Here is a 21454-nt window from a genome sequence, read left to right as displayed (position 1 = left end):
AAGTCGGCTATCGTTGCCCCTTCGGCAACACCACGGCACGCCGCCCCTTCACGCCAGACAGCGAGATCCGACATGCGGGAACTGAACCAGCGCAGGCTGCGCTACTTTCACGAGGTACTGACGCACGGCTCGATCCGTGGCGCGGCCGACAGCATCAACACGTCGCCGTCGGTCATCACACGCCAGATCCGCCTGCTGGAAGAAGAGGTCGGCGCGCCGCTGTTCGACCGCCATGCGCGCGGCGTGCAGCCGACCGAAGCCGCGCAGCACCTGCTGGAGTACTGGCGCGGCTGCCGCGCCCAGCAGGAACTGTTCGAAGACCGCTTGCAGGCCTTGCGCGGGCTGCAGCATGGCCAGGTGCGCATCGCCACCAGCGAGGGCTATGTCGACGGCCTGATGGATGAAGTGCTGACCGACTTCTGCGCGCGTTATCCGCGGCTGGACGTGACCGTCGACATCCTGCCGGTCAACAACGTGCTGCAGGAGGTGGCCGAAAGCCGCGCCCATATCGGCCTGGCCTACAACCCGCCCGGCCATGCCGATATCGCCTGGGTGGCGACGTCATCGCAGCCGGTGGTGCTGCTGGTGCATGCCGGGCATCCGCTGGCCCGCCGCGGCGGCAAGGTCGGCGTGCAGGAGCTTGCCGACTATCCGCTGGCGATGATGCCGCCTGCATTCGGGCTGGGACAGGTGGTGCAGATGCTGGCCTACGCTGAGAACATCCAGATCCGCCCGACGCTGACTACCAATTCGCTGGCGGTGCTGCGCCACTTCGTGAAGCGCCATGACGGCATCACGCTGATCGGCGGCTTTGCGGCCTACCGTGAACTGCAGGCCGGCGAACTGGTAACGCTGCCGATCGCCCATCCGCTGTTCGAAGCCGCCAAGGCGCGCCTGCTGGTCAAGGCGGGCCGGCCGATGGGCGTGGCTGCCAATACGCTGCTCGACTGCATCCTGCGCGACATGTCGATGTTCGCCGGCGCGCGCCGGCGCCGGAAGCGATAGGCCGCTGCCCGCTACTCCGGCACGAAGCCGATCGAGCGCAGCAGTTCCGCCTGCCGCTCATACGCCGCGCGTGCTTCCTTTGACAGCGCTTCACTGCCGAGCGGCTGGCCGTTGTCCATGCCCATGTCTTCCACGTGCTTGCGGTAGCCTGGCTGCTGCACCACCGCCAGCGTGGCGTTGCGGATCTTCTCCTGCACCGCCGCCGGCACGTCCGGCGGCAGCCACAAGCCCATCCAGCCCGGCTCCGTCATCGCCGGGAAGCCGACCTCGGCGAACGTCGGCACGTCCGGCAGCGCGGGGATGCGCTTCGGGTAGGCCACGGCATAGGCCCTGAGCTTGCCGGCCTTGATCAGAGGCAATGAGGTCGCCAGGCCGTCGAACATCAGCGGCACGTGCCCGCCCATTACGTCCTGCAGCGCGGGCGGCGAGCCCTTGTAGCCGACGTGGCTCATGTTCACCCCCGCCAGCCGGTTGAACTGGACCCCGAGGGTCTGCCCGCGCATGCCGGCGGCATACGAGGCGTAGTCGATCTGCCCCGGCTTGCTCTTGATGTAGGCCAGCAGCTCGGTGAAGTTCTTCGCCGGCAGTTTCGGGTTGCCGACCAGGACCAGGCCGGTGCGCGCCACCTGGGCAATCGGCTTCAGGTCCTTGAACGGATCGAACGAGACCTTCAGCGCCAGCGGCGTTTCGGAAACGATGCCGCCCTGGATCAGCAGCAGCGTATGCCCGTCGTGCGGGGCCGACAGCAGCGTGCCGACCGCGATCGCTCCGGCACCGCCGGGCTTCTGTTCGACGATCACCGGCTTGCCGAGCGACTGCGTCAGCCCCTCGGCGAGCAGGCGCGCGAGGATGTCGGCGGTGCCGCCGGCGGGACCGCCGACCACGATCCTGACCACCTTGGTCGGCCACGCCTGGGCATGGACGACCGATGGGAACGCAGCCGGCAGCGCCAGGCCGAGCATGCATGACAGCAGCGCCCTGCGGCGCGCCGACGGTTGTGCTTGCTTCATGGTTGTCTCCGAATGTGCGAGGGCTCGGGGCAGCCAGCCGCCGCCCTGCCCTTCTGTGCGCCTCTGCGCGCCGCTTGCCCGTGGCAGCCGCCCCGGGTCAGGCCGCCTTGCGCAGGAAGCCCTGGTTGCCGCCGTTGCGGTTCGGCGCGAAGCCGTTGGCCGCCAGCGTCTCCTCGACCGTGTCGTAGAACACGCCGATCTTCTGGATCTCTCGCGCTTCCTGCGCGGTTGCCACCTTGCGGCCGAATTCGCCGGCGATGCGCACCAGCTGCTCGATCTGCTTCACCGTGCTCATCTTGGCCGTGCGCGACTGGTTCCACAGGCAGTCCTCGGTGCCGCAGCGCACATGCAGCCCCAGCGCGATGCCCATCATGTTCACCGGCAGCACGTTGCGCACCGAGCTTTCGACGGTCAGCACCGCCCCATCCGGCACCGCCCGGACGATGTTGGCCAGGTTGAATACGCTCGGCGCATCCATGCCGCCGCTGATGGCGACCCAGTTCATCACCAGCGGGCCCTTGTAGATGCCGCGCCGGATCAGCCGCTCGACCGATTCAAAGCTATTGATGTTGTAGCACTGGAATGCGCTCTGGATGCCGGCGGCGGACAGGCGGCGGATATGCTCCTCGACCCATCCGGGCTGCGCGGGCACCGTCATTTCCTTGTACGCATTGAAGATCGCGGGATTCTCGCGCGAGGTGCCCCGGAAATCCGCCAGTTCGGCATGCTCGGTGACGTTCATCTGCGAAGTGTTCACCGTCACGGTGACCTGGTCCGGCACCGGATCCAGTTCGGCCAGCATGTGGCGCGTGTCGTCGGACAGCCACTTCGCGGCATCGCCCTCGTTCTCCGGCGCGAAGCTGATCGATCCGCCCACCTGGATGACCATCTCCGGCACCGCCTTGCGCACCCCGGCGATCAGCTCGTTGAATTTGGACAGGCGCTTCGAGCCCTTGCCGTCGAGTTCGCGCACGTGCAGGTGCAGCACCGTCGCGCCGGCGTTGTAGCAGTCAACGGCCTTCTGGATCTGGTCCTCCATCGTCACCGGGATATCTTCCGGAAAGTCGGACGGCAGCCAGCCGGGCGCGTAAGGGGCCGCGGTGATGATCAGCGGCTGCTGGTTTTCAGGGAACAGGGACCCATCGAGGTAATTCACGGCATGTCTCCATTTATGGTGGCGCTGGCCAGGCCTGCGGCGCCGGTGCGGCTCAGAACGGCTTGTCGCCGATGATGGCGGCGCGCTCCATCTTGCGCGGCGCCGGCCAGTAGTCCTGCACCGCATAGTGCTGGGTGCAGCGGTTGTCCCAGATCGCCACGCTGTTGGGCTGCCAGCGGAAGCGCACCTGGTATTCGGGAATCGCCGCCTGGCTGATCAGGTAGTTCAGCAGATGGCTGGCGCCCGGGGTCTTGTCCTGCCCGTAGCGCACGTTCTCGGGCGTGTGGAAATTGACGAAGTGGGTCGAAAAGCCACAGACGTAAAGCACCTTCTCGCCGGTCTCCGGATGCGTGCGCACCACCGGGTGCTCGACCGCGGGGTATTGCGCCGCCAGCTTCGCGCGGTTCTCCGGGCTCATCGCCGCGCCGAAGGAATGCTCGATGCCGTGCTTGGCGCGCAGGCCGGCGATGCGCTGCTTGATTTCCTCGGGCAGGTGCTCGTACGCCGCGCCCATGTTGACCCAGATGGTGTCGCCGCCGACGGGCGGCGATTCGATGCAACGCAGCACGCAGCCCATCGGCGGGCATTCGCGCCAGCTGCCGTCGGTGTGGTAGCTGTTCTCGTAGTTCTCGCGCTTGTCGCTGCGATAGATCTGCACCAGCCCGGGATGATCCGGATCGCTGCCCGCCACCGGATGGTCTTCCAGTTCGCCAAAGCGCCGCGCGAACGCCACGTGGTCCGCGCGCGAGATCTCCTGGCCGCGCAGGAACAGCACCTTGTGCTCGAGCAGCAGCGACCTGATCTCGGCAAACAGCGCCGCATCGCGCGCGGCATCGGCCAGGCTGACGCCGCTCAGTTCGGCGCCGATGCTGCAGGTAAGTTGTTGGACTCGCATGAAGATGCTCCTTTACAGCACGAAGATCGATGAGCCGGTGGTCTTGCGCGACGCCAGGTCGCGGTGAGCCTGGACCGCGTCCTGCAGCGCGTAGCGCTGGTGGATGCCGATGCGGAGCCGCCCGGCGGCCACGTGGCCGAACACTTCCGCGGCCAGCTCGGCCTTCTCGGCGGGATCGGCAATGTAGTCGGCCAGCGCCGGACGGGTCAGGTAGAGCGAGCCCTTGCGCGCCAGCAGTTGCGGATCGAACGGGGGGATCGTGCCCGACGCCGTGCCGACGCAGACCATCAGCCCGCGCCGCCTGAGCGAATCCAGCGAGCCCTGGAAGGTGCTGCGGCCGACGCTGTCGAACACCACCGATACGCCGGTGCCGTCGGTCAGTTCGCGCACCCGCGTTGCCACGTCTTCGCGGCTGTAGTCGATGACGTGGTCGCAGCCATGCGCGCGCGCCAGCTCGGCCTTGGCTTCGGTCGAGACCGTGCCGATCACGGTCAGGCCGAGCAGCTTCGCCCACTGCGACACGATCAGCCCCACGCCGCCGGCGGCCGCATGCAGCAGGATGGTCTCGCCGCCGCGGAACGGATAGATGCGGCGCATCAGGTAGGCCGAGGTCAGGCCGCGCATGGTCATCGCCGCGGCGGTCTCGAAGGAAATCGCATCCGGCAGGCGGATCAGCGGCGCGGCCGGCACCAGGCGCTCGGTGCTGTAGGCGCCCAGCGTGTTGGTAAAGCCGGTGTATGTGACGCGGTCGCCTTCCGCGACGTGGCTCACGCCGGCCCCGACCGCCTGCACCACGCCGGCCGCCTCCACGCCGATGCCGCTGGGCAGCGGCACCGGGTAGGTGCCGTCGCGGAAGTAAGTGTCGGCATAGTTGAGGCCGATGGCGACGTGGCGGATCCGTACCTCGCCCGGGCCCGGATCGCCGACCTCGGCGTCCTCGTAGCGGAGGACTTCGGGGCCTCCGGTCTCATACATGCGAATGGCTTTGGCCAAGGCTGTCTCCTGATTGTGGTGTCCTGCCCGCGCCGCTATCATTGGCGCGGCGCAGTCGATTGTGAGACAGCCGGGCCGCAGGCCCCTTGACCGATCGCGCCAGGATTTGCCAATTGACGACGGACACGACCGACGCCCCCACCCACTCTCGCGGCAGCCCCATGACCGTCCTTGTTCGCAGCGCATCGCTGACCAAATACCTGGGCATTGCCCGGGGCGCGGGCCTGGATCCGGTGCGGATGGTGGCCCGGGCCGGCCTGGACCAGGCGTGCCTGTACACGCCCGACCTGCGCATCCCCGAACAGCGCCTGGCGGAAGTGCTGGAGGCCTCGGCGCGCGAGACGCGCTGCCATTCGCTTGGCCTGATGGTGGGGGAATCGTGGCGCCTGTCAGACTTCGGTCCGGTCAGCCTGCTGTTGCAGCACCAGCCCACGCTGCGCGATGCGCTGGCCGAGATCGAGCGCTACCGCCACTGGCTCAGCGACTCCGTCTCCATCCTGGTCGCCGAGCATCCCGGTGTCGCGGTGCTGCACGTGACGCTGCAGACCGGCCGGCAACAGCCCGGCAGGCAGGCCATGGAACTGACCGTGGCCGCCTTGCACAGCCTGATCCGCGCCATCCTGGGCGAGTCGTGGATGCCGCACAGCGTGCATTTCGCGCACGCGGCGCCGGCCGACCTGCGCATCCACCGGCGCCTGTTCGGCCCCCGCATCGAATTTGGTGCGGACTTCGACGGGCTGGTGCTTGCCAGCGCTGACCTGGACCGCGTCAATCCCCTGGCCGATGCCAGCCTGGCCGGCTACGCGCGGGGCTTCCTCGACCTGCAGCCCGGCGCCGGCAAGCCCATCGCAGCGGAGGTGCGGCGCACACTCAACCAGTTGCTGCCGCGCGGTCGCGGTGCGGTGGAACAGGTCGCGCAAAGCCTCGGCACCAGCCCGCGCACCCTGCAGCGCCAGCTGGAACAGGATGGCCAGACCTTCTCCGCGCTGGTCAATGACGTGCGCCGCGAGCTGGCGCAACGCCATCTGCAGGATCCGCGGCGGCCGCTGGCGCAGGTCGCCACGTTGCTGGGTTTTTCCGAACCGAGCGCATTCTCGCGCTGGTTCGCCACGCAGTTCGGCAAGTCGCCGACGCGCTGGCGCCAGGACGGCGCCTGAGGCAAGACACCTACTTTAGGTACTTCATCGTGGCAACGCCGGTTGCCACCAGCAGTTCGCCATCGAGCCACACCTCGGCGCGCGAAAAGAAGATCGAACGCCCGCGGCGATCAACCATGCCTTTCGCTGTCAGCAGCCCGCCGGTGCCGTTGCTGAGGAAGTTCGAGGTCAGCGACAGCGTGACCGCGTGCCGCGGGTCTTCGCCGGGCGCCGAGTAGAGGCCGGCATAGCCGGTGGCCGCATCGAGCAGGGTGCAGATCGTGCCGCCGTGCACGACGCGGCTGCGGTTCAGCATATTGGCCGCCAGCGGCAATTCCAGCTCGACGTAGTCGTCGCGCCACCGGGTGATCCTGACCCCGATACTCTCCAGTGCCGGATTATCGAGGCTGTATGCCTCGCCCCTGCCTGCTGCCATTGCCGCGTCCATCGCCCGGATTTCCCTTTGCTTGATCAAGCCTCCTTTCTGCGCGATCCGCGTGTTTCCGACAATCTGTATTTCGCAAACCAGCCCTTCCGCCCGCGTGAATCCGCGTGAATCCACCGCATGCGCCGCGGCACGCGCGGCTTTGACTCGGCATGCAGAACGACCTAGGCTAAGTAGGCTTGCCGCGCACTCGGCCACGCGCCAGGTGACGTACCGGCGATGTCGCAAGGTCCGCCAGGACCAGGGAGGGGCTCACCATGAACATGCGGCCAGATCCGACGTTTCACGCCTCGCCGGAGCTAGCGATCCACGCGCCAGCGGAATCCTTCGCCTACACGGTGCTGCTGAGCCCCGACGGCACGCAGCCCGACGCGCTCGCGGTGATCGACGTCAAGCCCGGATCGCCGACCTACAGCCAGGTGGTGCATACCGTGCCGATGACGCACAAGGGCGATGAACTCCATCACTTCGGCTGGAACGCCTGTTCGTCGGCGCTGTCGCCGCTGACCGGCCATGCGTTCCTGGAGCGGCGCTACCTGATCATTCCGGGGATGCGCTCGTCGCGCCTGTATATCGTCGACACCAAGCCGCATCCGACCCAGGCGCGCATCCACAAGATCGTCGAGCCAGAGGAGATTTTCCGCAAGACCGGCTATTCGCGGCCGCATACGGTGCATTGCGGGCCGGAAGGCATCTATGTCAGCACGCTGGGCGGCGGCGGCGCGGACGGCACGGACGGCGCGCCCGGCATCTTCATCGTGGACTGCGAGACCTTCGAGGTGCTGGGCCGCTGGGAGATCGACCGCGGCGAACAGCAGAAGCACTACGACTTCTGGTGGAACCTGCCGCGCGACTACATGGTGTCGAGCGAATGGGCCCTGCCGCCGCAGTTCGAGAACGGCCTGGTGCCCGAGGACCTGCTCGGCAACCGCTACGGCCACAAGCTGCATTTCTGGGACCTGCGCGCGCGCCGCAACGTGCAGACCATCGACCTGGGCGCGAATCACCAGATGGCGCTGGAAGTGCGGCCCGCGCATGATCCGGTGCGCGAGTACGGCTTCGTCGGCGTGGTGGTCGACACCACCAACCTGGAAGGCTCGATCTGGACGTGGTGGCGCGAAGGCGGCAAGTTCCACGCCGAAAAGACGGCGACGATCCCCGCCGAAGCTGCCGACGCAAGCCAGCTTCCGCCGCTGCTGCAAGGCTTCGGCGCGGTGCCGCCGCTGGTGACCGACATCGATCTGTCGCTGGACGACAAGTTCCTCTATGTGTCGTGCTGGGGCACGGGCGAGATGCGCCAGTACGACGTCACCGATCCGCGCAAGCCCCGGCTCGCGGGCTCGGTGCATCTCGGCGGCATTGTCCGCCGCACCCCGCACCCGAACGGCAAGCCCTTCGCCGGCGGCCCGCAGATGGTGGAGATCAGCCGCGACGGCCAGCGCGTCTACTGGACCAACTCGCTGTACTCCACCTGGGACCAGCAGTTCTACCCCGACGGCATTCCCGGCGCGCAGGTGATGGCAAAGGCGGGACCGGACGGTGGCCTGACACTGGCCGACGATTACTGGGTCGAGTTTCCGGAAGGCTACCGCGCGCACCAGATCCGGCTGGAAGGCGGCGACTGCTCGACCGATTCGTTTTGCTATCCCTCGGCCAGGGCTTGACGGGTCACGCCTGGGAACAGCTGGGCCTGTGGTCGGCGGTGCTGGCCAGCGGGCTCTATCACGGCATCAACCCGGCGATGGGATGGCCGCTGGCGGTATCGAACGGGCTGCTCGCGCGCAGCAGCCGCGCGCTGGTGGCCGCGCTGGGTGTTCTGGCGGCGGGACATGCACTGGCGGTGCTGGCGGTGACGCTGCCGTTCGGCATGCTGGCGGCACTGGTCGCCTGGCAGGCGCAGATCCGCATCGGCGCAAGCGTGCTGCTTGTCGGATGCGGCATCGCGCTGCTGTTCCGGCGCGGGCACCCGCGGGCACTGGTACGCATCGCGCCATCGCGCCTGGCGCTATGGTCGTTCGCGGTGGCGATCGCGCATGGCGCCGGACTGATGCTGGTGCCGGTCTACCTCGGCCTGTGCCGGGCCGATGACGAGCCGGGGCACCTGGCGGCCGCCACGCTGGCTACTGCCAATCTTGGCATGGCGCTGGCCGTCGCCATGCTCCATACCATGGCCATGCTGGCCGCGGGCGGCGGCATGGCCTGGCTGGTCTACCGCCACCTCGGGCTGCACTTGGTCTCGCGTAGCTGGTTCAACCTGGAAGCGGTCTGGGCCCTCAGCCTCATGCTGGTGGGGCTGCTGGCGCTGGGCCTCGAGGCCTTCGGCTAGCGCTCGCGCTCAGCGGGCCAGGCGCGCCGCCAGCCGCCCGCGCGTGATGGCCGCGATCTGGGCCAGCGCCTCGTCCAGTTCCAGCTGCGTGCTGCGGCCGATGCGGCGCTCGAACGCGGCAAAGATGCCTTCGCGGGTGTAGTGGCGCACGCAGATGATGAACGGGAAGCCGTGCCGGGCCTGGTAATCCGCGTTGAGCTGGTCCAGCGCGTCCTCTTGCTGCCGCGACATCGCATCCAGGCCGGCGCTCTTCTGCTCGGCGTTGGAGTCGGCCGTCATCGTGCCCGCGCGGATATTGCGCGCCGACAGCTGCGGGTGCAGGTTGAGGAAATCGCGCTGGCGCGGCGCATCGAGCTTGCGCACCACATCCATCATCGCGCCATGCAATGCCGCCGCCGAGGCGAACGGCCGCTGCGCCCAGGCGCCTGCCGCGGCCTGCGGAAAGTGTTCGAACACGCTGCCGAAAGCCTCGGCAAAGGCCGCTTCGTCCAGGGCGTTGACCGACGCCAGGTCGAGGGGTTGAGACATGGATGCTTCTCCCGTAGGGATTCCCGCAGAGGGGCAATCGTTGGATACGGGGCCGAGTATAGGAACGCCCCGCCGCAGCGGCGAGAGCCCGCGCCCTATAGATCGCATAACAGAAACCGATACCGCTAGCGAGGCATGTCGCGCAGGTCGCGCAGTTCCTGCGAGGCCGCGGTCAGCATGCCGCGCAGCCACACGTGCGCGGCCGAGCGGTGGCGCGACGGATGCCACAGCTGGTAGAAGCGCATGAAGGGGAACTCGATGGGCGGCTCCAGCACCGCCAGCGGCACATACTGCGCATGGTAGTTGGCGAAGTGGCGTGCGGTGGTCAGGATCAGGTCGGTGCCAGGGATCAGGCTGGGCGCGAGGTTGAAGTAAGGACAGCTGACCCGGTTGTCGCGGTGCACGCGCATGGTGCTCAGGCCCGCGTCGACCAGGCCGCGCTGGTCTCGCGAATACGGCGTCGGCACGATATGCGACGCGCCCAGGTAGGCCTGCGCGGTGAACTTGCCGGGCTGCGCGTGCACGCTGTCCTGCGCCACCACGCATACTACCTCGTCTTCCAGCAGCACCGACAGGTGCAGGTGCTCGGGCGGATTGGGCCAGTTGCCGATCACGATATCGACCGCCCCGGCCGACAGCGCCTGCTCATAGTCAAAGGTGGCCCCGAGCGGCAGCGCCGACAGCCGCGCATGCGGCGCGGCACGGCGCATGGCGCGCACCACATGCGCAAAGAACGGCGGCGCCAGGTAGTCCGGCATCGCCACCACGAAGCTCTGCTCGGTGGTGGCCGGATCGAAGCGGTCGTCCGAGACCAGCAGGTTGTCCAGCGCGCTGAGCGCAGCCTGCGCATTGCGCGCCAGCTGCAGCGCCCGCTCGGTCGGCACCATCACGTTCTTCTCGCGCGTCAGCAGCGGGTCGTTGAAGATTGCGCGCAGGCGCTTGAGCGCGGCGCTGATGGCCGGCTGCGACTGGTTCAGCCGGATTGCCGTGCGCGACACGCTTTGCTCGGCGATCAGGATGCACAGCACGCGCAGCAGGTAGGTGTCGAACGGGTCGTCGGCGCGAATCATATCGGGTCCGTGGCAGCAATAGAGAGAGCATGAAGTGATGGCATGCCAGGTGCGGCGGCCGCCGCCCGCGGCGGACTGGCACGCCCGGCAATGCCGACTTTGTAGCGTGTCGCGCACCGCACGGCAACCGGTGGAACCCGCACAAGCGCCGGCGCGGGCATCCTCGCAACGCGCCGCTCAGGGTAATCCATAGGTCCGTCAGCGTCCGCCCCGGATGCCCGCAAACCCGCACCGTGCAAGGGATTGCGGCCCATATCGACGCTGCTATGGGGCCTATACCAGCCTCCTCGTTTCGCTTCGGCGGGCCATTCTTATACTTGCTCCCAACCCGGCGGACCGCATGGCACCGCCGCTAGGCCTGGCCTGGCAGAACACCACAAGACAGGAGACATCATGTCGATCACGAAACAAGGGGTCCCGGTATTCGCCGGCACCGCCGAAGACGCCGAGGACAGCGTCTACCGCAAGGTTACCTGGCGCCTGCTGCCCTTCCTGGGGGTGCTGTGGGTGCTGGCGTGGCTGGACCGCGTCAACATCGGCTTCGCCAAGCTGCAGATGCTGGACGCGCTGCGCTTCAGCGAAGCCGTGTACGGGCTGGGCGCGGGCATCTTCTTCCTCGGCTACTTCTTCTTCGAAGTGCCGTCGAACATGCTGCTGCAGAAGATCGGCGCCAAGAAGACGATCATGCGCATCACCATCTGCTGGGGGGTGATCTGCATGCTGCAGAGCTACGTCACCACGCCCACGCAGTTCTATATCCTGCGCTTCCTGCTGGGCGCGTTCGAGGCCGGCTTCTACCCCGGCGTGATCCTGTACCTGACGTACTGGTACCCGTCGCAGCGCCGCGCGCGCGCCTTCGGCACCTTCATGTCGGCGTCGGCCATCGCCGGCGTGCTGGGCGGCCCGCTGGCGGGCTGGATCATGACCGGCATGGCGGGTGTTAACGGCATGCACGGCTGGCAGTGGCTGTTCATCCTGGAAGGCATCCCCTCGGTGCTGGCCGGCATCTTTGCCTGGTTCTACATGACCGACAAGCCCGAGCAGGCGCGCTGGCTGTCCGACGCCGAGAAGCGCGTGGTGCACGACGCGCTCAAGCGCGACAACGCCGCCATGGGCGAGCGCGGCCACGACTGGCGCACGCTCTTCACCAACCCCAAGGTGTGGCTGCTGATCGCGATCTTCTTCTGCCTGCTGTGCGCCAACTCGACGCTGACCTTCTGGATCCCGACCATCATCAAGGACGTGGGCTTCACCACGCCGATGGCGGTGGGCTGGATTGCCGCGGTGGCCTACCTGTGCGGCGCCGCCGGCATGATCCTCAACGGCGCGCATTCCGACCGCCGCAATGAAGTGCGCTGGCACTTCAGCGGCGCGGCGCTGGTCGGCGGCGGCGCCATGGCCGTGCTGGCGGTGCTGCTGGGGGCGCAGGTGCTGTCGCCGGTGATCGCGCTGCTGGCGATGACTGCCGCGCTGGTCGGCACCATGAGCGCGATCCCGGTGTTCTGGCAGCTGCCCAACCGTTACCTGGCCGGCAGCGCCGCCGCGGTGGGCGTGGCCCTGATCAACTCGGTGGCCAACCTGGCCGGCTTTGGTGCCCCGTACGTGATGGGACTGGTCAAGAACGCCACCGGCAAGCTCACCTCCGGGCTGTACCTGGTGGCAGTGATCGAAGTGCTGGCCGCAGTGCTGGTGCTGGTGGGCATCCGCCAACTGCGCGGCAAGACCGCCCGTCAAGGAGCCTGAAATGGACGACCACACCCTCGATCCCGCGCGCCGGCGCTTCGCGCTGCAATCGATGATGCTGGGCGGCGGCGCGCTGCTGGCCGGCGCCAGCTGGGGCGCCACGCCGGCAGCGCCGGCGCCGAACCAGACCGCCGCGCCGGTGCAGCAAGGCGGCCTGAGCCCGCGCCTGACGCTGCATGCGCTGGACACCTACCATGGCACCCCGGCCGCCGGCATGCGCGTGGAAATGTTCCGCATCGACCATGAGCAGCGCGTGCCGCTGCAGACCGTCACGCTGGCGGCCAATGGCCGCAGCGAGCCGCCGCTGCTGATCGGCGACAGCTACCGCACCGGGACCTATGAGCTGATCCTGCACGCCGACGAATACTTCGCCGCGCGCAAGGCCAGCCTGCCGCAGCCTTCGTTCCTGTCGAAGATCCCGCTGCGCGTGCGCGTCACCGACGCCGGCCAGCGCATCCACCTGCCTGTGCTGTTCGGGCCGTGGAGCTACAACTACTACCGCGGCAGCTGAGCGCGCGGCCCAACCCGGAGAGATCGCATCATGGCAGGTATCAGCACCCACGTGCTCGACGTATCGCTGGGCCGCCCGGTGGCCGGCATGCAGGTCGAGCTGTTCGACGTCGCGGTGCAGCCGCCCCGGCTGCTTGCGCGCACCCGCACCAACCACGACGGCCGCACCGACGCGCCGATGCTGCCGCCGGCGCAGGCGCGCACCGGCGAGTTCGAGCTGCGCTTCTGGGTGGCGGACTACTTCCGCACCCCGGACGTGTTTGCCGACATCGTGCCGGTACGCTTTACCATCGCGGATGCCGCGCAGCACTACCACGTGCCGCTGCTGTGTTCGCCGTGGAGTTTTGGCACGTATCGGGGGAGCTGAAATTTTGATTGGTGTTTTGATGGGGTGTCGTGCTTGGCGGGCGTGGCTGTTTCGCCGGCGCAGCCGGCGACCTACTTATATGAACGCGCCCCGGTTTGCAAGGCAAGTTGAGCATGAGGCATCGAACGGTTGGTTGCAGACTTATATCCGGCCTTGTTTAGCAGGCCAAGCCTGCGGGCCCTGATGGTATTCGCCGGGAACGTCCCCTCACTTTTTGGCGTGCTCGTTGTGGCACCAGTAGGTCGTCGGGTTTCCGCTCCCGCGGTCCAACCTGTTTTGCCATCACCTCCACTTACCGTCGCAACCTGTGAACGGATTCCCTGCTTGCTAGCTCAGCCTGCCGTTAGGCAAGCTTGACCGAGACATAGTCGCGGTCATAGGTTCGGTTGTGGGCCAACAGAGCCCAGGCCGTGCGCGCCATCTTGTTGGCCATGGCGACGCCTACGACGTTAGCCGGACGGCGCTGGACCAGCGCCGTACTCCAATGGCTTTGCCCCTTGCGACGCAAGTGACTGAGCACGATCCGCGCACCGTGAATCAGCAAGGTGCGCAGATAGGTGTCGCCGCGTTTGCTGATGCCGCCGAGATTCACTTTGCCACCGGTACCGCGCTGTCTTGGCACTAAGCCAAGGAATGCCGCCAGTTGCCGGCCTGAGCGGAAGGCGTGCACGTCGCCAATGGTGGCCACCAGCGCTGTCGCGGTGAGCGGGCCAATCCCGGGAATGGCAGCGACGGTCTGGCAATCGTGATCTTCCTTGAGCCAGGTGTTCAAGCGGATTTCGATTTGCCCGATTTCCTCGTCCAGGCGTGCGATGTCTTGTAATTGCTCGCCCACGGAATCGAACAGCACGCGCGGCAACTGCTGTTCGAGTTCGGCCATATGTTGCTTGATCTCTTCCAATCCGGCACGGCGTCCGCGACGGAAGTGAATGCCGAACTCGAACAGCACGCCGCGCAACTGGTTGATCAACATGGTGCGCATCTTCACGCGCAGGGCGCGGAATCCATGCAGGGCAAGGATGGCCTGCTGTGTTTCGGTCTTGCGCGCGACTTGGCGCATGCCGGGCTGATGTACGGCGGTCCAGATGGCCTTGGCATCGGCCACGTCGGTCTTGTTGGTCTGCACAAAGGGACGTACAAAGGCGGCATGCAAGAGCACGGGCTTATGGCCAAGTGCGGCGAGCTGGCGTGCCCACCAGTGTGCGCTGCCACAAGCCTCCAGTGCGACACGACCAGGCGCGCGCTTAGCCAGGAAGTTGAGCAGGGCCTTACGCGTAAAGCGACGGTTGAAACACTCGCCTGAAGGCTCGACCCAATAGAGCTGGAAAACACCCTTTGCAATGTCCAGACCGTAAGTCGTAGTATTCATTTCGGGTTCCTCCATCCTGTGTGGATTGTGCGAACTTCCACTCTGGCACATCGATGCCGTTTCGTGATGGAGGGCCCACCTATCCTGTCACGTTCCCCAGAAGCACAACTGAACTACCAGCGCCTCTTTGATCGGGAGAGGCCGGGGGCGCGTTCATTCCATCTTCTTGGCCGAGCGCCAAGAAGTAGGCAAGAAGCGCGTCGCCTGAGCGGCTGGCTAAGGCGGTGTTGGTGGTTCGAACGGTGGTGACTTGCGGCACTGCGGTTGGTGGCTCCACCCTGCTGACGCTACCTGGATGTGCCTGGCGTTCGAGGGCAGATGGACGAACCCGACTTTAGGTCGGTGGCAGCCTTCTAACTGCGTTGTTGGTGGGACGCCTTCGGCTGCGCTGCGCGCGCGCCCTATCTCAGGTCTGCTGCTCTGGCACGGAGTGCGTCGCTGCGCTCGCACGCGTTGACGCGGGCGAGCCTTCTGGTTTTTATTGCCCGCTGGTTTGCTCCCCTCTTCCGCAGCGGCAGAGGGGCGGGGGGTGAGGGCCGGCCCTTCTACGAAAGTCCACTGCCTCAACTGCTGCGCACCGCATCCTTCGTCGAAGAACCCGAGCTGACGGGCACCTCGCCTCGCCGCTATCGCGGCTTGCGCACCTCCGCCTGGTCGTGCGACAGCACCTTGCCGTCGCCGGCGCGCGGCATCATCGGCGGCACCGGCTTGCCGGTGCGCTTTTCCACCAGTTGCGAGCGGCGCTCGCCGCGCGCGAACAGGTGGTGCTCTCCCCACTGGCGCAACGCCACCACGATGGGGAACAGGCTCTCCCCCATTTCCGTCAGCACGTACTCCTGGTAGGCACTGCCGTCCGAGGCGGGCCGCGTCGACAGGATGCCGGCTTCCACCAGACGGCGCAGGCGGTCGGACAAGATATTCCGCGCCACCGCCAGGCTGCGCTGGAAGTCGCTGAAGCGGTGCATGCCGTCGAAGGCATCGCGCACGATCATCAGCGACCAGCGGTCGCCGACCAGCGCCAGCGCGCGCGCCACGGGGCAGGTATCTTCGCTCGGGTCCTTGCGGATGACCATGTCTGGCTAGCCTTGGGCGCATCGCCCGCTGTTAAAGTGGTTGCATTTTAAAACTAGCCGGCTTACGCTTCAACTGGTTTTTATTTGCAACCACTTCGAAGCGATATGGAAACCTGCACGCGCGCGCCGGACACGGTATCGCCCCCACCCCGCCCCGCGGCCACGCCACTGCCGCGCAGTGCGGTGCTGCTGTTCGCCTGCGCCAGCGGGCTGAGCGTGGCCAACGTCTACTACGCGCAGCCGCTGCTGGACGCGCTGATGGCGGACTTCGGCATCGGCGCCGCCGCCATCGGCGGCGTGGTCACCGCCACCCAGGCCGGCTGCGCGCTGGCGCTGCTGTTGCTGGTGCCGCTCGGCGACCTGCTGCCGCGCCGCCGCCTGATGCTGGCGCAGGTGCTGGCGCTGGCCGGCGCGCTGGCCGTGGTGGCGCTGGCGCCATCGGTGACGATGCTGCTGGCGGGGATGCTGCTGACCGGCCTGCTCGGCACCGCCATGACGCAGGGACTGATCGCCTACGCGGCCGCCGCGGCGGCCCCGCGCGAACGCGGGCACGTGGTCGGCACCGCGCAGGGCGGCGTGTTTGCCGGCTTGCTGCTGGCGCGCGTGGTCGCCGGCGGCGTCAGCGACCTGGCCGGCTGGCGCAGCGTCTACGTCTGCGCCGCCGCGGCCATGCTGGTGCTGGCCCTGCTGCTGTGGCGCTCGCTGCCGGTGCTGCCCGGCCCCGCGCAGCGCATGCGCTATGCCAGCCTGGTGTGGTCGATGTTGGCGCTGCTGCGCAGCGACCGGGTCCTGCAGATCCGCGGCATGATCGCGCTGCTGATGTTCGCCGCGTTCAATATCTTCTGGAGCGCGCTGGTGCTGCCGCTCAGCGCCCCGCCCTACCAGCTGTCGCACACCGCCATCGGCGCCTTCGGCCTGGTCGGCGCGGCCGGGGCGCTGGCCGCGGCGCGCGCGGGGCGCTGGGCCGACCAGGGCCTCGGCCAGCGCACCACCTTCGCGGCCCTTGTGCTGCTGGTGGTGGCGTGGTTGCCGCTGTCATGGCTAGGCACCTCGCTGTGGCCGCTCGCGCTTGGCATCGTGCTGCTCGACCTGGGCGGCCAGGCCATCCACGTCACCAACCAGAGCATGATCTTCCGCGCCGAGGCCACCGCGCACAGCCGGCTGGTCGGTGCCTACATGCTGTTCTATGCGACCGGCAGCGGCCTGGGCGCGCTGGCCACCACCGTCACCTATGACGCTGCCGGCTGGCGCGGCGTTTGCTTGCTGGGCGCGGGGGTCAGCCTGCTGTCGCTGGGGTTCTGGGCCGGCACGCGGCGATGGATGGCGGCGCGCAGCTGACCAGTGCCAGCGGGGGTCGCAACACCGGGCCAGTTCACTCGGGCTCGATGCCCGCGGCCTTGATCACCTTCGCCCATTTCACGGTTTCGCTGCGGACGAAGGCGGCAAGTTCCTCGGGCGTTGACGGCGAGGGTTCGCCGCCGCTGCGGGCAAAGTACTCGGCGGCAGCCGGACCGGTCAGTCCGTTGCGCATCAGGCCGCTCATTCGATCCACCACAGGCTTTGGCGTCCCGGCCGGGAAGAAGGCTGCCGCCCACGCCACCATCTCATAGCCCGGCAGGCCGCTCTCGGCCATGGTCGGCACATCCTTCAGCACCGGATTGCGGCGCGCGGTGGTCACGGCGACAGCGCGCAGCTTGCCACCCTGGATCAACGGCATGGCTGGCGATACATCACTGATCATGAAGTCGACCTGGTGTCCCATCAGGTCGGTGAGCGCCAGCGGCACGCCCTTGTACGGCACATGCAGCGCCTGCACGCCGGCCAGCATCTTGTAGAGTTCGCTGGCGATACGGGTGGAGGAACTGCCGCTGGCAAACGTGAGCGCCCCTTGCCTGGCCTTGGCCAGCGCCGTCAGGTCCGCCAGCGTGCGTACCGGACTGTCGGCGGGCACCACCAGCACCAGCCCGCTCTTGACGATCAGCGATGCCGGCGCGAAATCCTTGACCGGATCATAAGGAAGCTTCTTGAACAAGGACGCGTTGGCGGCATGCGTGGTATTGGTCGTCACCAGCATGGTGTAGCCGTCGCCGGGTGCGCCGGCGACAGCCTTGGCGGCAATGAAACCATTGGCGCCCGGGCGGTTGTCGACCACGACGGGCTTGCCGGTCAGCGCGGTGATGCGCTCGCCGATGAAGCGGGCGCTGCTGTCGGTACCGCTGCCCGCGGGGAACGGCACGATGACGCGGATCGCCTTCTCAGGGTACTGGCCAGCGTCCGCGGCCTGCGCCGCCCCAATCGTTGCCGTCGCCGACGCCAGCGGCAGCAGCAGGCCTGCCGCCGCCTTGCGCATGCATGGATGAATCATGGTTGTCTCCTCGTGCCTTTGGCATCTGTCGATAGTTCGTGCGCTGGCTGCCGCCCGGGTCAACCCCAGGCATCGTGCGCGCGCACCAGGATGGCCTCGCACCCGCCAGCCAGCGCGGCGAAGCTGAAACGCCCGCCCTCCGGCACAAAGACCCAGTCGCCGGACTCCGCGGAGAAGCGTTGGCCGTTGATCTCGCCGCTGACCGACCCCGACTGCAGGTACAGCACCTGCTCGGTCCGCGGCACCGTATGGGCTTCGGCACCACCAGAGGCTTGCACCGCCATCATGCAGATATCGAGGTGACGCGCATTGACCGTCTCGCGCGTGATAACCGGACGGGCAGCCGCTCCGTGGTAGTGAGGCAGGCCCCGCGCTCCGGCATGCATGGGCACCTCTATCTCGGTGTCCGCGTGCGCGTGGCAGCGTGGGTCGTCCGCGCCATCGGCCACCCAGGCTGCCTCGGGGTTTTCGCTGTACGGCGGCGCGTAGACCACCATGACCTGCACCGGCGCTGCGCTGACCACCTCGAAGCGGTGGAATACCCCCATCGGGTTAAAGCTCCAGTCTCCCGCGCGCAGGATGCGCGACCTGCCGGCGACCTCTCCAATGCCCTCGCCGCTCAGCAAGTACGACGCCTGCTCAAGGTTCGGATGCGCATGCGGCAAGGCGCCGTGGCCGCGCGAGATCGTGCCCAGCAGCACTTCGACGCGCCGCGCGCCGACTGTCTCCTTGCCGATCACACGCTGGTTGGCGGTGCCGGTATGGTTGGCCGGGGAATAGACGGGCACATCGGCGGCACGCCGTACGAATTGCGATGTCATGGGTTGTATCCTGACTAGTCCTCTTCCCGGGGGGCAGCTTTTGGTATGGCCAGTTCGGGGTAGCGCTCGGTGAGCTGGGCGGGCATTTCCACATCCAGGATGAAGCGGTCGCCGCGATACCAGAAACGCCCTGCCGTCAGCACGTTGCCATCGACATCCAGCGTGGTTCGGACCATGCGCGCCACCGGTGCCGCGAAGGCATAGTCCAGCGCGCGCGCCAGCATGGCGTCGGCCGGTTCCACGGTCATGGTCTGGCGCATCATGCCAAGGCGGTCGCCCAGTTGCTGCCGCAGCAGGTGGGCAATCTTGTGGTGCTGCTCGGCGCCGCGAGGGAACCTGGCGAACACGGGTTCCGCGACATACAGGTCGATCAGGCAGAACGGCACCCCGTCATGCACATGCAGCTTGCGCAGCATCACATAGCGGTCCATCAGCACGCCGCAAGTGGCAAGCCCGGGAGGCAGGCTCACGCCCTTGCGCTTTTCCAGGATGCGGATTTCGAGATCGCTGGCGCCGACCGAGACATCATTGATGGCCGAGCGCATGCCCTCGCCCGGACCCGACGGCGCCATGATGACGTGCGTGCCGCGCCCGCGCTGGCTGCTGATCAGCCCCTCTTCGGTCAGCAGGGCATAGGCCTGCCTTACCGTAACCTTGGCAATGCCATAGGTCTGCGCAAGATGCTCCACCGTAGGCAGCTGGTGCCCGACCGGATATTCGCCCGAGACGATCTTGTGGCGAAGCACGCTGGCCAGCTGGCGGTAGCGGGTGACGCCACCGGCGTTGTCGTCGCTCAGCGCAATGCCGTCATTGGCGGCGGTATTTGCCGTGGCGCGCGTCATGGCAGCAGGCTCCGCGGTACACGCACGGGCATGGTCAACAGGATCTGTGCCATGCCCTTGCCCAGCGGGTCATTGCGCAGCGATGCCATGCCGCCGCCGTCAAGCGCGGATTCACAAACGAAGTTCATCGCGTCGAAGCCTGGCAAGTCGTAGCGTGTAACGCTTCCCTTCACCAGGTGGCTCAGCCAGTCGGCCACCTTGCCGGCGGTGACTTCGGCGCGCAGCACGGGCAGGTACTCCGGCCGGCGTGCCATCAGGCCGATATTGGAGATATCGCCCTTGTCGCCGCTGCGCCCGTAGGCCAGCCGGATCAGCGGCACCTCGATGCAGTCGCCGCGGGCCGGCTCGGCACAGGCGACGGGCTCGCGCGCCGCAGCAGGCGCGGCGTCCTCTTCCGCCTTGCGCCCGGCGGGAACGGGGACGGCGGTCCGCACGCCATCCATCACCACCGTGGGCGCCAACGCAGCCTTGTCCAGCAGGAATGCGTATTGCCGGATCGACGGCGACGGACTGGCCCGTCCCCCGCCCGACCCCGTGGTGCCCGGCGCCCAGCTGGTCCCGGCTGCCGCGATCTCGCGCGCGAACAGCTCCAGCGCCGCCTTCTCGGCATGCGTGACCGCCAGCCGCATGATGGCCTCGCGGGTATGGCGGGTGGCCGCGCGCGGCCCGAAGCAGGATTCTGCGCCCAGCACTTCGACCCGGGTGCGGGTGTAGTCGCCCCAGCCGTTTTCCGCGAACAGCCTGCGCGTGCGGGCAAGAATCGCCTCGGCCGTCCGCTCGGCCTTGGCCACGGCATCGAAACCGACGATGGTCAACTGGGCATTGCACCGGAACCCGTCCAGATAGGTGGCGCTGACCTTGTAGCAGTGCCCCGGCGCCCGCCCCCGCGCGCCGCGCACTTCGACCAGGTCCGGGCCGGCCTGGCGCAGCGCGACCTGCGTGAAATCGCAGGTCACATCCGGCAGCAGGTATGCCGCGGGATCGCCGATCTCATACAGTACCTGCTCGCCCACCGTGGCGGTACTGACCAGACCCCCGGTGGCCGGCGGCTTGCCCACCAGGAAGCTGCCGTCCGCGCGGCACTCGATCACCGGATAGCCGATGTCGGGCCAGTCGGGCACCTGCTCCCAGTCGGTATGCAAGCCGCCGGTCGCCTGGCAGCCGCATTCGATGATATGGCCGGCCAGGCTGCCCTGCGCGAGGCGGTCGTAATCGTCCGCCTGCCAGCCAAACTCGTGCATCAGCACGCCCAGGGTGACGGCGCTGTCCACGCAGCGCCCGGTAATGACGATCTGCGCGCCCTGGTCCAGCGCCTGCCGGACCGGCAGCGCGCCGAGATAGGCATTGGCGCTGACCAGCTTGTCCGGCAGCGGCAGCCCCTTCTGCAGGTCCGCAATGCCGGCCTGGCGCAGCGCTGGCACCATCGGCATGACATCGTCGCCCTCCACCACGGCGATGCGCACGTCGATGCCCTGCTCGGCGGCTATTGCCGCCAGCGCCTGCGCGCAGCCTTGCGGATTGATGCCGCCGGCGTTGCTGACGACCCGGATCTTGCGCGCGACGATCTCGCGCAGCAGGCTCTTCATCGTCACCGTGACGAAGTCGGTGGCATAGCCAAGCTCCGGCTTGCGCAGCCGCGCCGCGGCCAGCACCGACATGGTCAGCTCGGCCAGGTAGTCGAACACCAGGTAGTCGATCTCGCCATGGCGCACCAGTTGCGGCGCGCCCACGCTGCTGTCGCCCCAGAAGCCGGAAGCGCCGCCGATGCGCACGGTCTTGTCATGCATGGTTCATTCTCCT

21 protein-coding genes are annotated in these 21454 nt (G+C 67.6%); 8 read left to right on the top strand and 13 right to left on the bottom strand.

Going from position 1 to position 21454, the window contains the following annotated elements; genetic code table 11:
* Positions 1-72: 72 nt before the first annotated feature.
* Positions 73-1005 carry a LysR family transcriptional regulator gene (locus RALTA_RS19695; protein WP_012355659.1) on the top strand — a complete coding sequence of 311 codons (933 nt, stop codon included), beginning with the start codon at positions 73-75 and terminating at the stop codon, positions 1003-1005.
* Between the two features lie 11 nt (positions 1006-1016).
* Here the strand turns inward: RALTA_RS19695 and RALTA_RS19690 are convergent, their stop codons facing one another.
* The 4 genes from RALTA_RS19690 to RALTA_RS19675 all read right to left on the bottom strand — a co-directional run bounded on the left by RALTA_RS19690 (position 1017) and on the right by RALTA_RS19675 (position 5059).
* Positions 1017-2015: a Bug family tripartite tricarboxylate transporter substrate binding protein gene (locus RALTA_RS19690; protein ID WP_012355658.1), complete on the bottom strand. Its 999-nt coding sequence runs from the start codon at positions 2013-2015 to the stop codon at positions 1017-1019.
* A gap of 97 nt (positions 2016-2112) precedes the next feature.
* Positions 2113-3171 carry a BKACE family enzyme gene (locus RALTA_RS19685; protein WP_012355657.1) on the bottom strand — a complete coding sequence of 353 codons (1059 nt, stop codon included), beginning with the start codon at positions 3169-3171 and terminating at the stop codon, positions 2113-2115.
* 52 nt (positions 3172-3223) lie between these two features.
* On the bottom strand, positions 3224-4066 hold the full coding sequence (locus RALTA_RS19680) for a TauD/TfdA dioxygenase family protein (protein ID WP_012355656.1): 843 nt from the start codon (positions 4064-4066) through the stop codon (positions 3224-3226).
* Between the two features lie 12 nt (positions 4067-4078).
* Positions 4079-5059 (bottom strand): quinone oxidoreductase family protein, encoded by a 981-nt coding sequence (locus RALTA_RS19675; RefSeq protein WP_012355655.1) that lies wholly within the window; start codon positions 5057-5059, stop codon positions 4079-4081.
* Positions 5060-5220: 161 nt separating this feature from the next.
* Between RALTA_RS19675 and RALTA_RS19670 the strand changes: the two genes are divergently transcribed.
* Positions 5221-6216 carry an AraC family transcriptional regulator gene (locus RALTA_RS19670; RefSeq protein ID WP_012355654.1) on the top strand — a complete coding sequence of 332 codons (996 nt, stop codon included), beginning with the start codon at positions 5221-5223 and terminating at the stop codon, positions 6214-6216.
* Positions 6217-6226: 10 nt separating this feature from the next.
* Here RALTA_RS19670 and RALTA_RS19665 read toward each other — a convergent pair whose 3' ends face one another.
* Positions 6227-6631 (bottom strand): PaaI family thioesterase, encoded by a 405-nt coding sequence (locus RALTA_RS19665; protein ID WP_012355653.1) that lies wholly within the window; start codon positions 6629-6631, stop codon positions 6227-6229.
* Positions 6632-6897: 266 nt separating this feature from the next.
* Here RALTA_RS19665 and RALTA_RS19660 point away from each other — a divergent pair, with 266 nt between their 5' ends.
* Together RALTA_RS19660 and RALTA_RS19655 are read left to right on the top strand one after the other, a co-directional pair.
* Positions 6898-8304, top strand: a complete 1407-nt coding sequence (locus RALTA_RS19660; protein ID WP_012355652.1) for a selenium-binding protein SBP56-related protein — start codon at positions 6898-6900, stop codon at positions 8302-8304.
* On the top strand, positions 8301-8966 hold the full coding sequence (locus RALTA_RS19655) for a hypothetical protein (protein ID WP_012355651.1): 666 nt from the start codon (positions 8301-8303) through the stop codon (positions 8964-8966). The genes RALTA_RS19660 and RALTA_RS19655 overlap by 4 nt, the downstream gene beginning before the upstream one ends.
* 9 nt (positions 8967-8975) lie before the next feature.
* On the opposite strand, the gene uraD is transcribed toward RALTA_RS19655, so the two are convergent.
* A complete protein-coding gene (gene uraD / locus RALTA_RS19650; protein WP_012355650.1) occupies positions 8976-9494 on the bottom strand; it encodes a 2-oxo-4-hydroxy-4-carboxy-5-ureidoimidazoline decarboxylase in 519 nt (172 codons plus the stop codon).
* A 125-nt stretch (positions 9495-9619) separates the two neighbouring features.
* Positions 9620-10564, bottom strand: a complete 945-nt coding sequence (locus RALTA_RS19645) for a LysR family transcriptional regulator (protein WP_012355649.1) — start codon at positions 10562-10564, stop codon at positions 9620-9622.
* A 393-nt stretch (positions 10565-10957) separates the two neighbouring features.
* On the opposite strand from RALTA_RS19645, the gene RALTA_RS19640 reads away from it, so the two are divergent.
* The 3 genes from RALTA_RS19640 to uraH are packed head-to-tail and all read left to right on the top strand — an operon-like array spanning position 10958 to position 13184.
* Positions 10958-12307 (top strand): MFS transporter, encoded by a 1350-nt coding sequence (locus RALTA_RS19640; RefSeq protein WP_012355648.1) that lies wholly within the window; start codon positions 10958-10960, stop codon positions 12305-12307.
* Between the two features lies 1 nt (position 12308).
* On the top strand, positions 12309-12818 hold the full coding sequence (locus RALTA_RS19635; RefSeq protein WP_012355647.1) for a hydroxyisourate hydrolase: 510 nt from the start codon (positions 12309-12311) through the stop codon (positions 12816-12818).
* 30 nt (positions 12819-12848) lie between these two features.
* Entirely contained in the window at positions 12849-13184 is a 336-nt protein-coding gene (uraH, locus tag RALTA_RS19630; protein ID WP_012355646.1) for a hydroxyisourate hydrolase, read from the top strand.
* A 343-nt stretch (positions 13185-13527) separates the two neighbouring features.
* On the opposite strand, the gene RALTA_RS19625 is transcribed toward uraH, so the two are convergent.
* The gene (locus RALTA_RS19625) at positions 13528-14553 is read right to left on the bottom strand and encodes an IS110-like element ISRta4 family transposase (protein WP_012355645.1); all 1026 of its coding nucleotides are present in this window, start codon (positions 14551-14553) and stop codon (positions 13528-13530) included.
* 626 nt (positions 14554-15179) lie between these two features.
* Entirely contained in the window at positions 15180-15626 is a 447-nt protein-coding gene (locus tag RALTA_RS19620; protein ID WP_012355642.1) for a winged helix-turn-helix transcriptional regulator, read from the bottom strand.
* Positions 15627-15731: 105 nt separating this feature from the next.
* Between RALTA_RS19620 and RALTA_RS19615 the strand changes: the two genes are divergently transcribed.
* A complete protein-coding gene (locus RALTA_RS19615) occupies positions 15732-16964 on the top strand; it encodes an MFS transporter (RefSeq protein WP_012355641.1) in 1233 nt (410 codons plus the stop codon).
* A 34-nt stretch (positions 16965-16998) separates the two neighbouring features.
* Here the strand turns inward: RALTA_RS19615 and RALTA_RS19610 are convergent, their stop codons facing one another.
* From RALTA_RS19610 to RALTA_RS19595, 4 genes are read right to left on the bottom strand one after another with little or no spacing between them, the layout of a single operon-like run.
* The gene (locus RALTA_RS19610) at positions 16999-17991 is read right to left on the bottom strand and encodes a Bug family tripartite tricarboxylate transporter substrate binding protein (protein WP_025581711.1); all 993 of its coding nucleotides are present in this window, start codon (positions 17989-17991) and stop codon (positions 16999-17001) included.
* A 59-nt stretch (positions 17992-18050) separates the two neighbouring features.
* Positions 18051-18812: a cupin domain-containing protein gene (locus tag RALTA_RS19605; protein ID WP_012355639.1), complete on the bottom strand. Its 762-nt coding sequence runs from the start codon at positions 18810-18812 to the stop codon at positions 18051-18053.
* Between the two features lie 14 nt (positions 18813-18826).
* A complete protein-coding gene (locus tag RALTA_RS19600; protein ID WP_012355638.1) occupies positions 18827-19654 on the bottom strand; it encodes a GntR family transcriptional regulator in 828 nt (275 codons plus the stop codon).
* Entirely contained in the window at positions 19651-21441 is a 1791-nt protein-coding gene (locus RALTA_RS19595; RefSeq protein WP_012355637.1) for an acyclic terpene utilization AtuA family protein, read from the bottom strand. Before RALTA_RS19595 ends, RALTA_RS19600 begins: the two co-directional genes overlap by 4 nt.
* Positions 21442-21454 lie beyond the last annotated feature (13 nt).

This window comes from Cupriavidus taiwanensis LMG 19424, assembly GCF_000069785.1.
In the GTDB taxonomy this organism is placed as follows: Bacteria; Pseudomonadota; Gammaproteobacteria; order Burkholderiales; family Burkholderiaceae; genus Cupriavidus; species Cupriavidus taiwanensis.
Note: the sequence above shows the minus strand (reverse complement) of the source record. Positions and strands in the feature narration are given on the sequence as shown.

Excerpts from the sequence above, each read along its gene's own strand:
- RALTA_RS19635 (WP_012355647.1), top strand. The coding sequence starts at position 12,309 with ATGGACGACCACACCCTCGATCCCGCGCGCCGGCGCTTCGCGCTGCAA.
- RALTA_RS19595 (WP_012355637.1), bottom strand. The coding sequence starts at position 21,441 with ATGCATGACAAGACCGTGCGCATCGGCGGCGCTTCCGGCTTCTGGGGC.
- uraD (WP_012355650.1), bottom strand. The coding sequence starts at position 9,494 with ATGTCTCAACCCCTCGACCTGGCGTCGGTCAACGCCCTGGACGAAGCG.
- RALTA_RS19660 (WP_012355652.1), top strand. The coding sequence starts at position 6,898 with ATGAACATGCGGCCAGATCCGACGTTTCACGCCTCGCCGGAGCTAGCG.
- RALTA_RS19625 (WP_012355645.1), bottom strand. The coding sequence starts at position 14,553 with ATGAATACTACGACTTACGGTCTGGACATTGCAAAGGGTGTTTTCCAG.
- RALTA_RS19610 (WP_025581711.1), bottom strand. The coding sequence starts at position 17,991 with ATGATTCATCCATGCATGCGCAAGGCGGCGGCAGGCCTGCTGCTGCCG.
- RALTA_RS19645 (WP_012355649.1), bottom strand. The coding sequence starts at position 10,564 with ATGATTCGCGCCGACGACCCGTTCGACACCTACCTGCTGCGCGTGCTG.
- RALTA_RS19640 (WP_012355648.1), top strand. The coding sequence starts at position 10,958 with ATGTCGATCACGAAACAAGGGGTCCCGGTATTCGCCGGCACCGCCGAA.
- RALTA_RS19690 (WP_012355658.1), bottom strand. The coding sequence starts at position 2,015 with ATGAAGCAAGCACAACCGTCGGCGCGCCGCAGGGCGCTGCTGTCATGC.
- RALTA_RS19605 (WP_012355639.1), bottom strand. The coding sequence starts at position 18,812 with ATGACATCGCAATTCGTACGGCGTGCCGCCGATGTGCCCGTCTATTCC.
- RALTA_RS19665 (WP_012355653.1), bottom strand. The coding sequence starts at position 6,631 with ATGGCAGCAGGCAGGGGCGAGGCATACAGCCTCGATAATCCGGCACTG.
- RALTA_RS19620 (WP_012355642.1), bottom strand. The coding sequence starts at position 15,626 with ATGGTCATCCGCAAGGACCCGAGCGAAGATACCTGCCCCGTGGCGCGC.
- RALTA_RS19615 (WP_012355641.1), top strand. The coding sequence starts at position 15,732 with ATGGAAACCTGCACGCGCGCGCCGGACACGGTATCGCCCCCACCCCGC.
- RALTA_RS19695 (WP_012355659.1), top strand. The coding sequence starts at position 73 with ATGCGGGAACTGAACCAGCGCAGGCTGCGCTACTTTCACGAGGTACTG.
- uraH (WP_012355646.1), top strand. The coding sequence starts at position 12,849 with ATGGCAGGTATCAGCACCCACGTGCTCGACGTATCGCTGGGCCGCCCG.
- RALTA_RS19600 (WP_012355638.1), bottom strand. The coding sequence starts at position 19,654 with ATGACGCGCGCCACGGCAAATACCGCCGCCAATGACGGCATTGCGCTG.
- RALTA_RS19670 (WP_012355654.1), top strand. The coding sequence starts at position 5,221 with ATGACCGTCCTTGTTCGCAGCGCATCGCTGACCAAATACCTGGGCATT.
- RALTA_RS19680 (WP_012355656.1), bottom strand. The coding sequence starts at position 4,066 with ATGCGAGTCCAACAACTTACCTGCAGCATCGGCGCCGAACTGAGCGGC.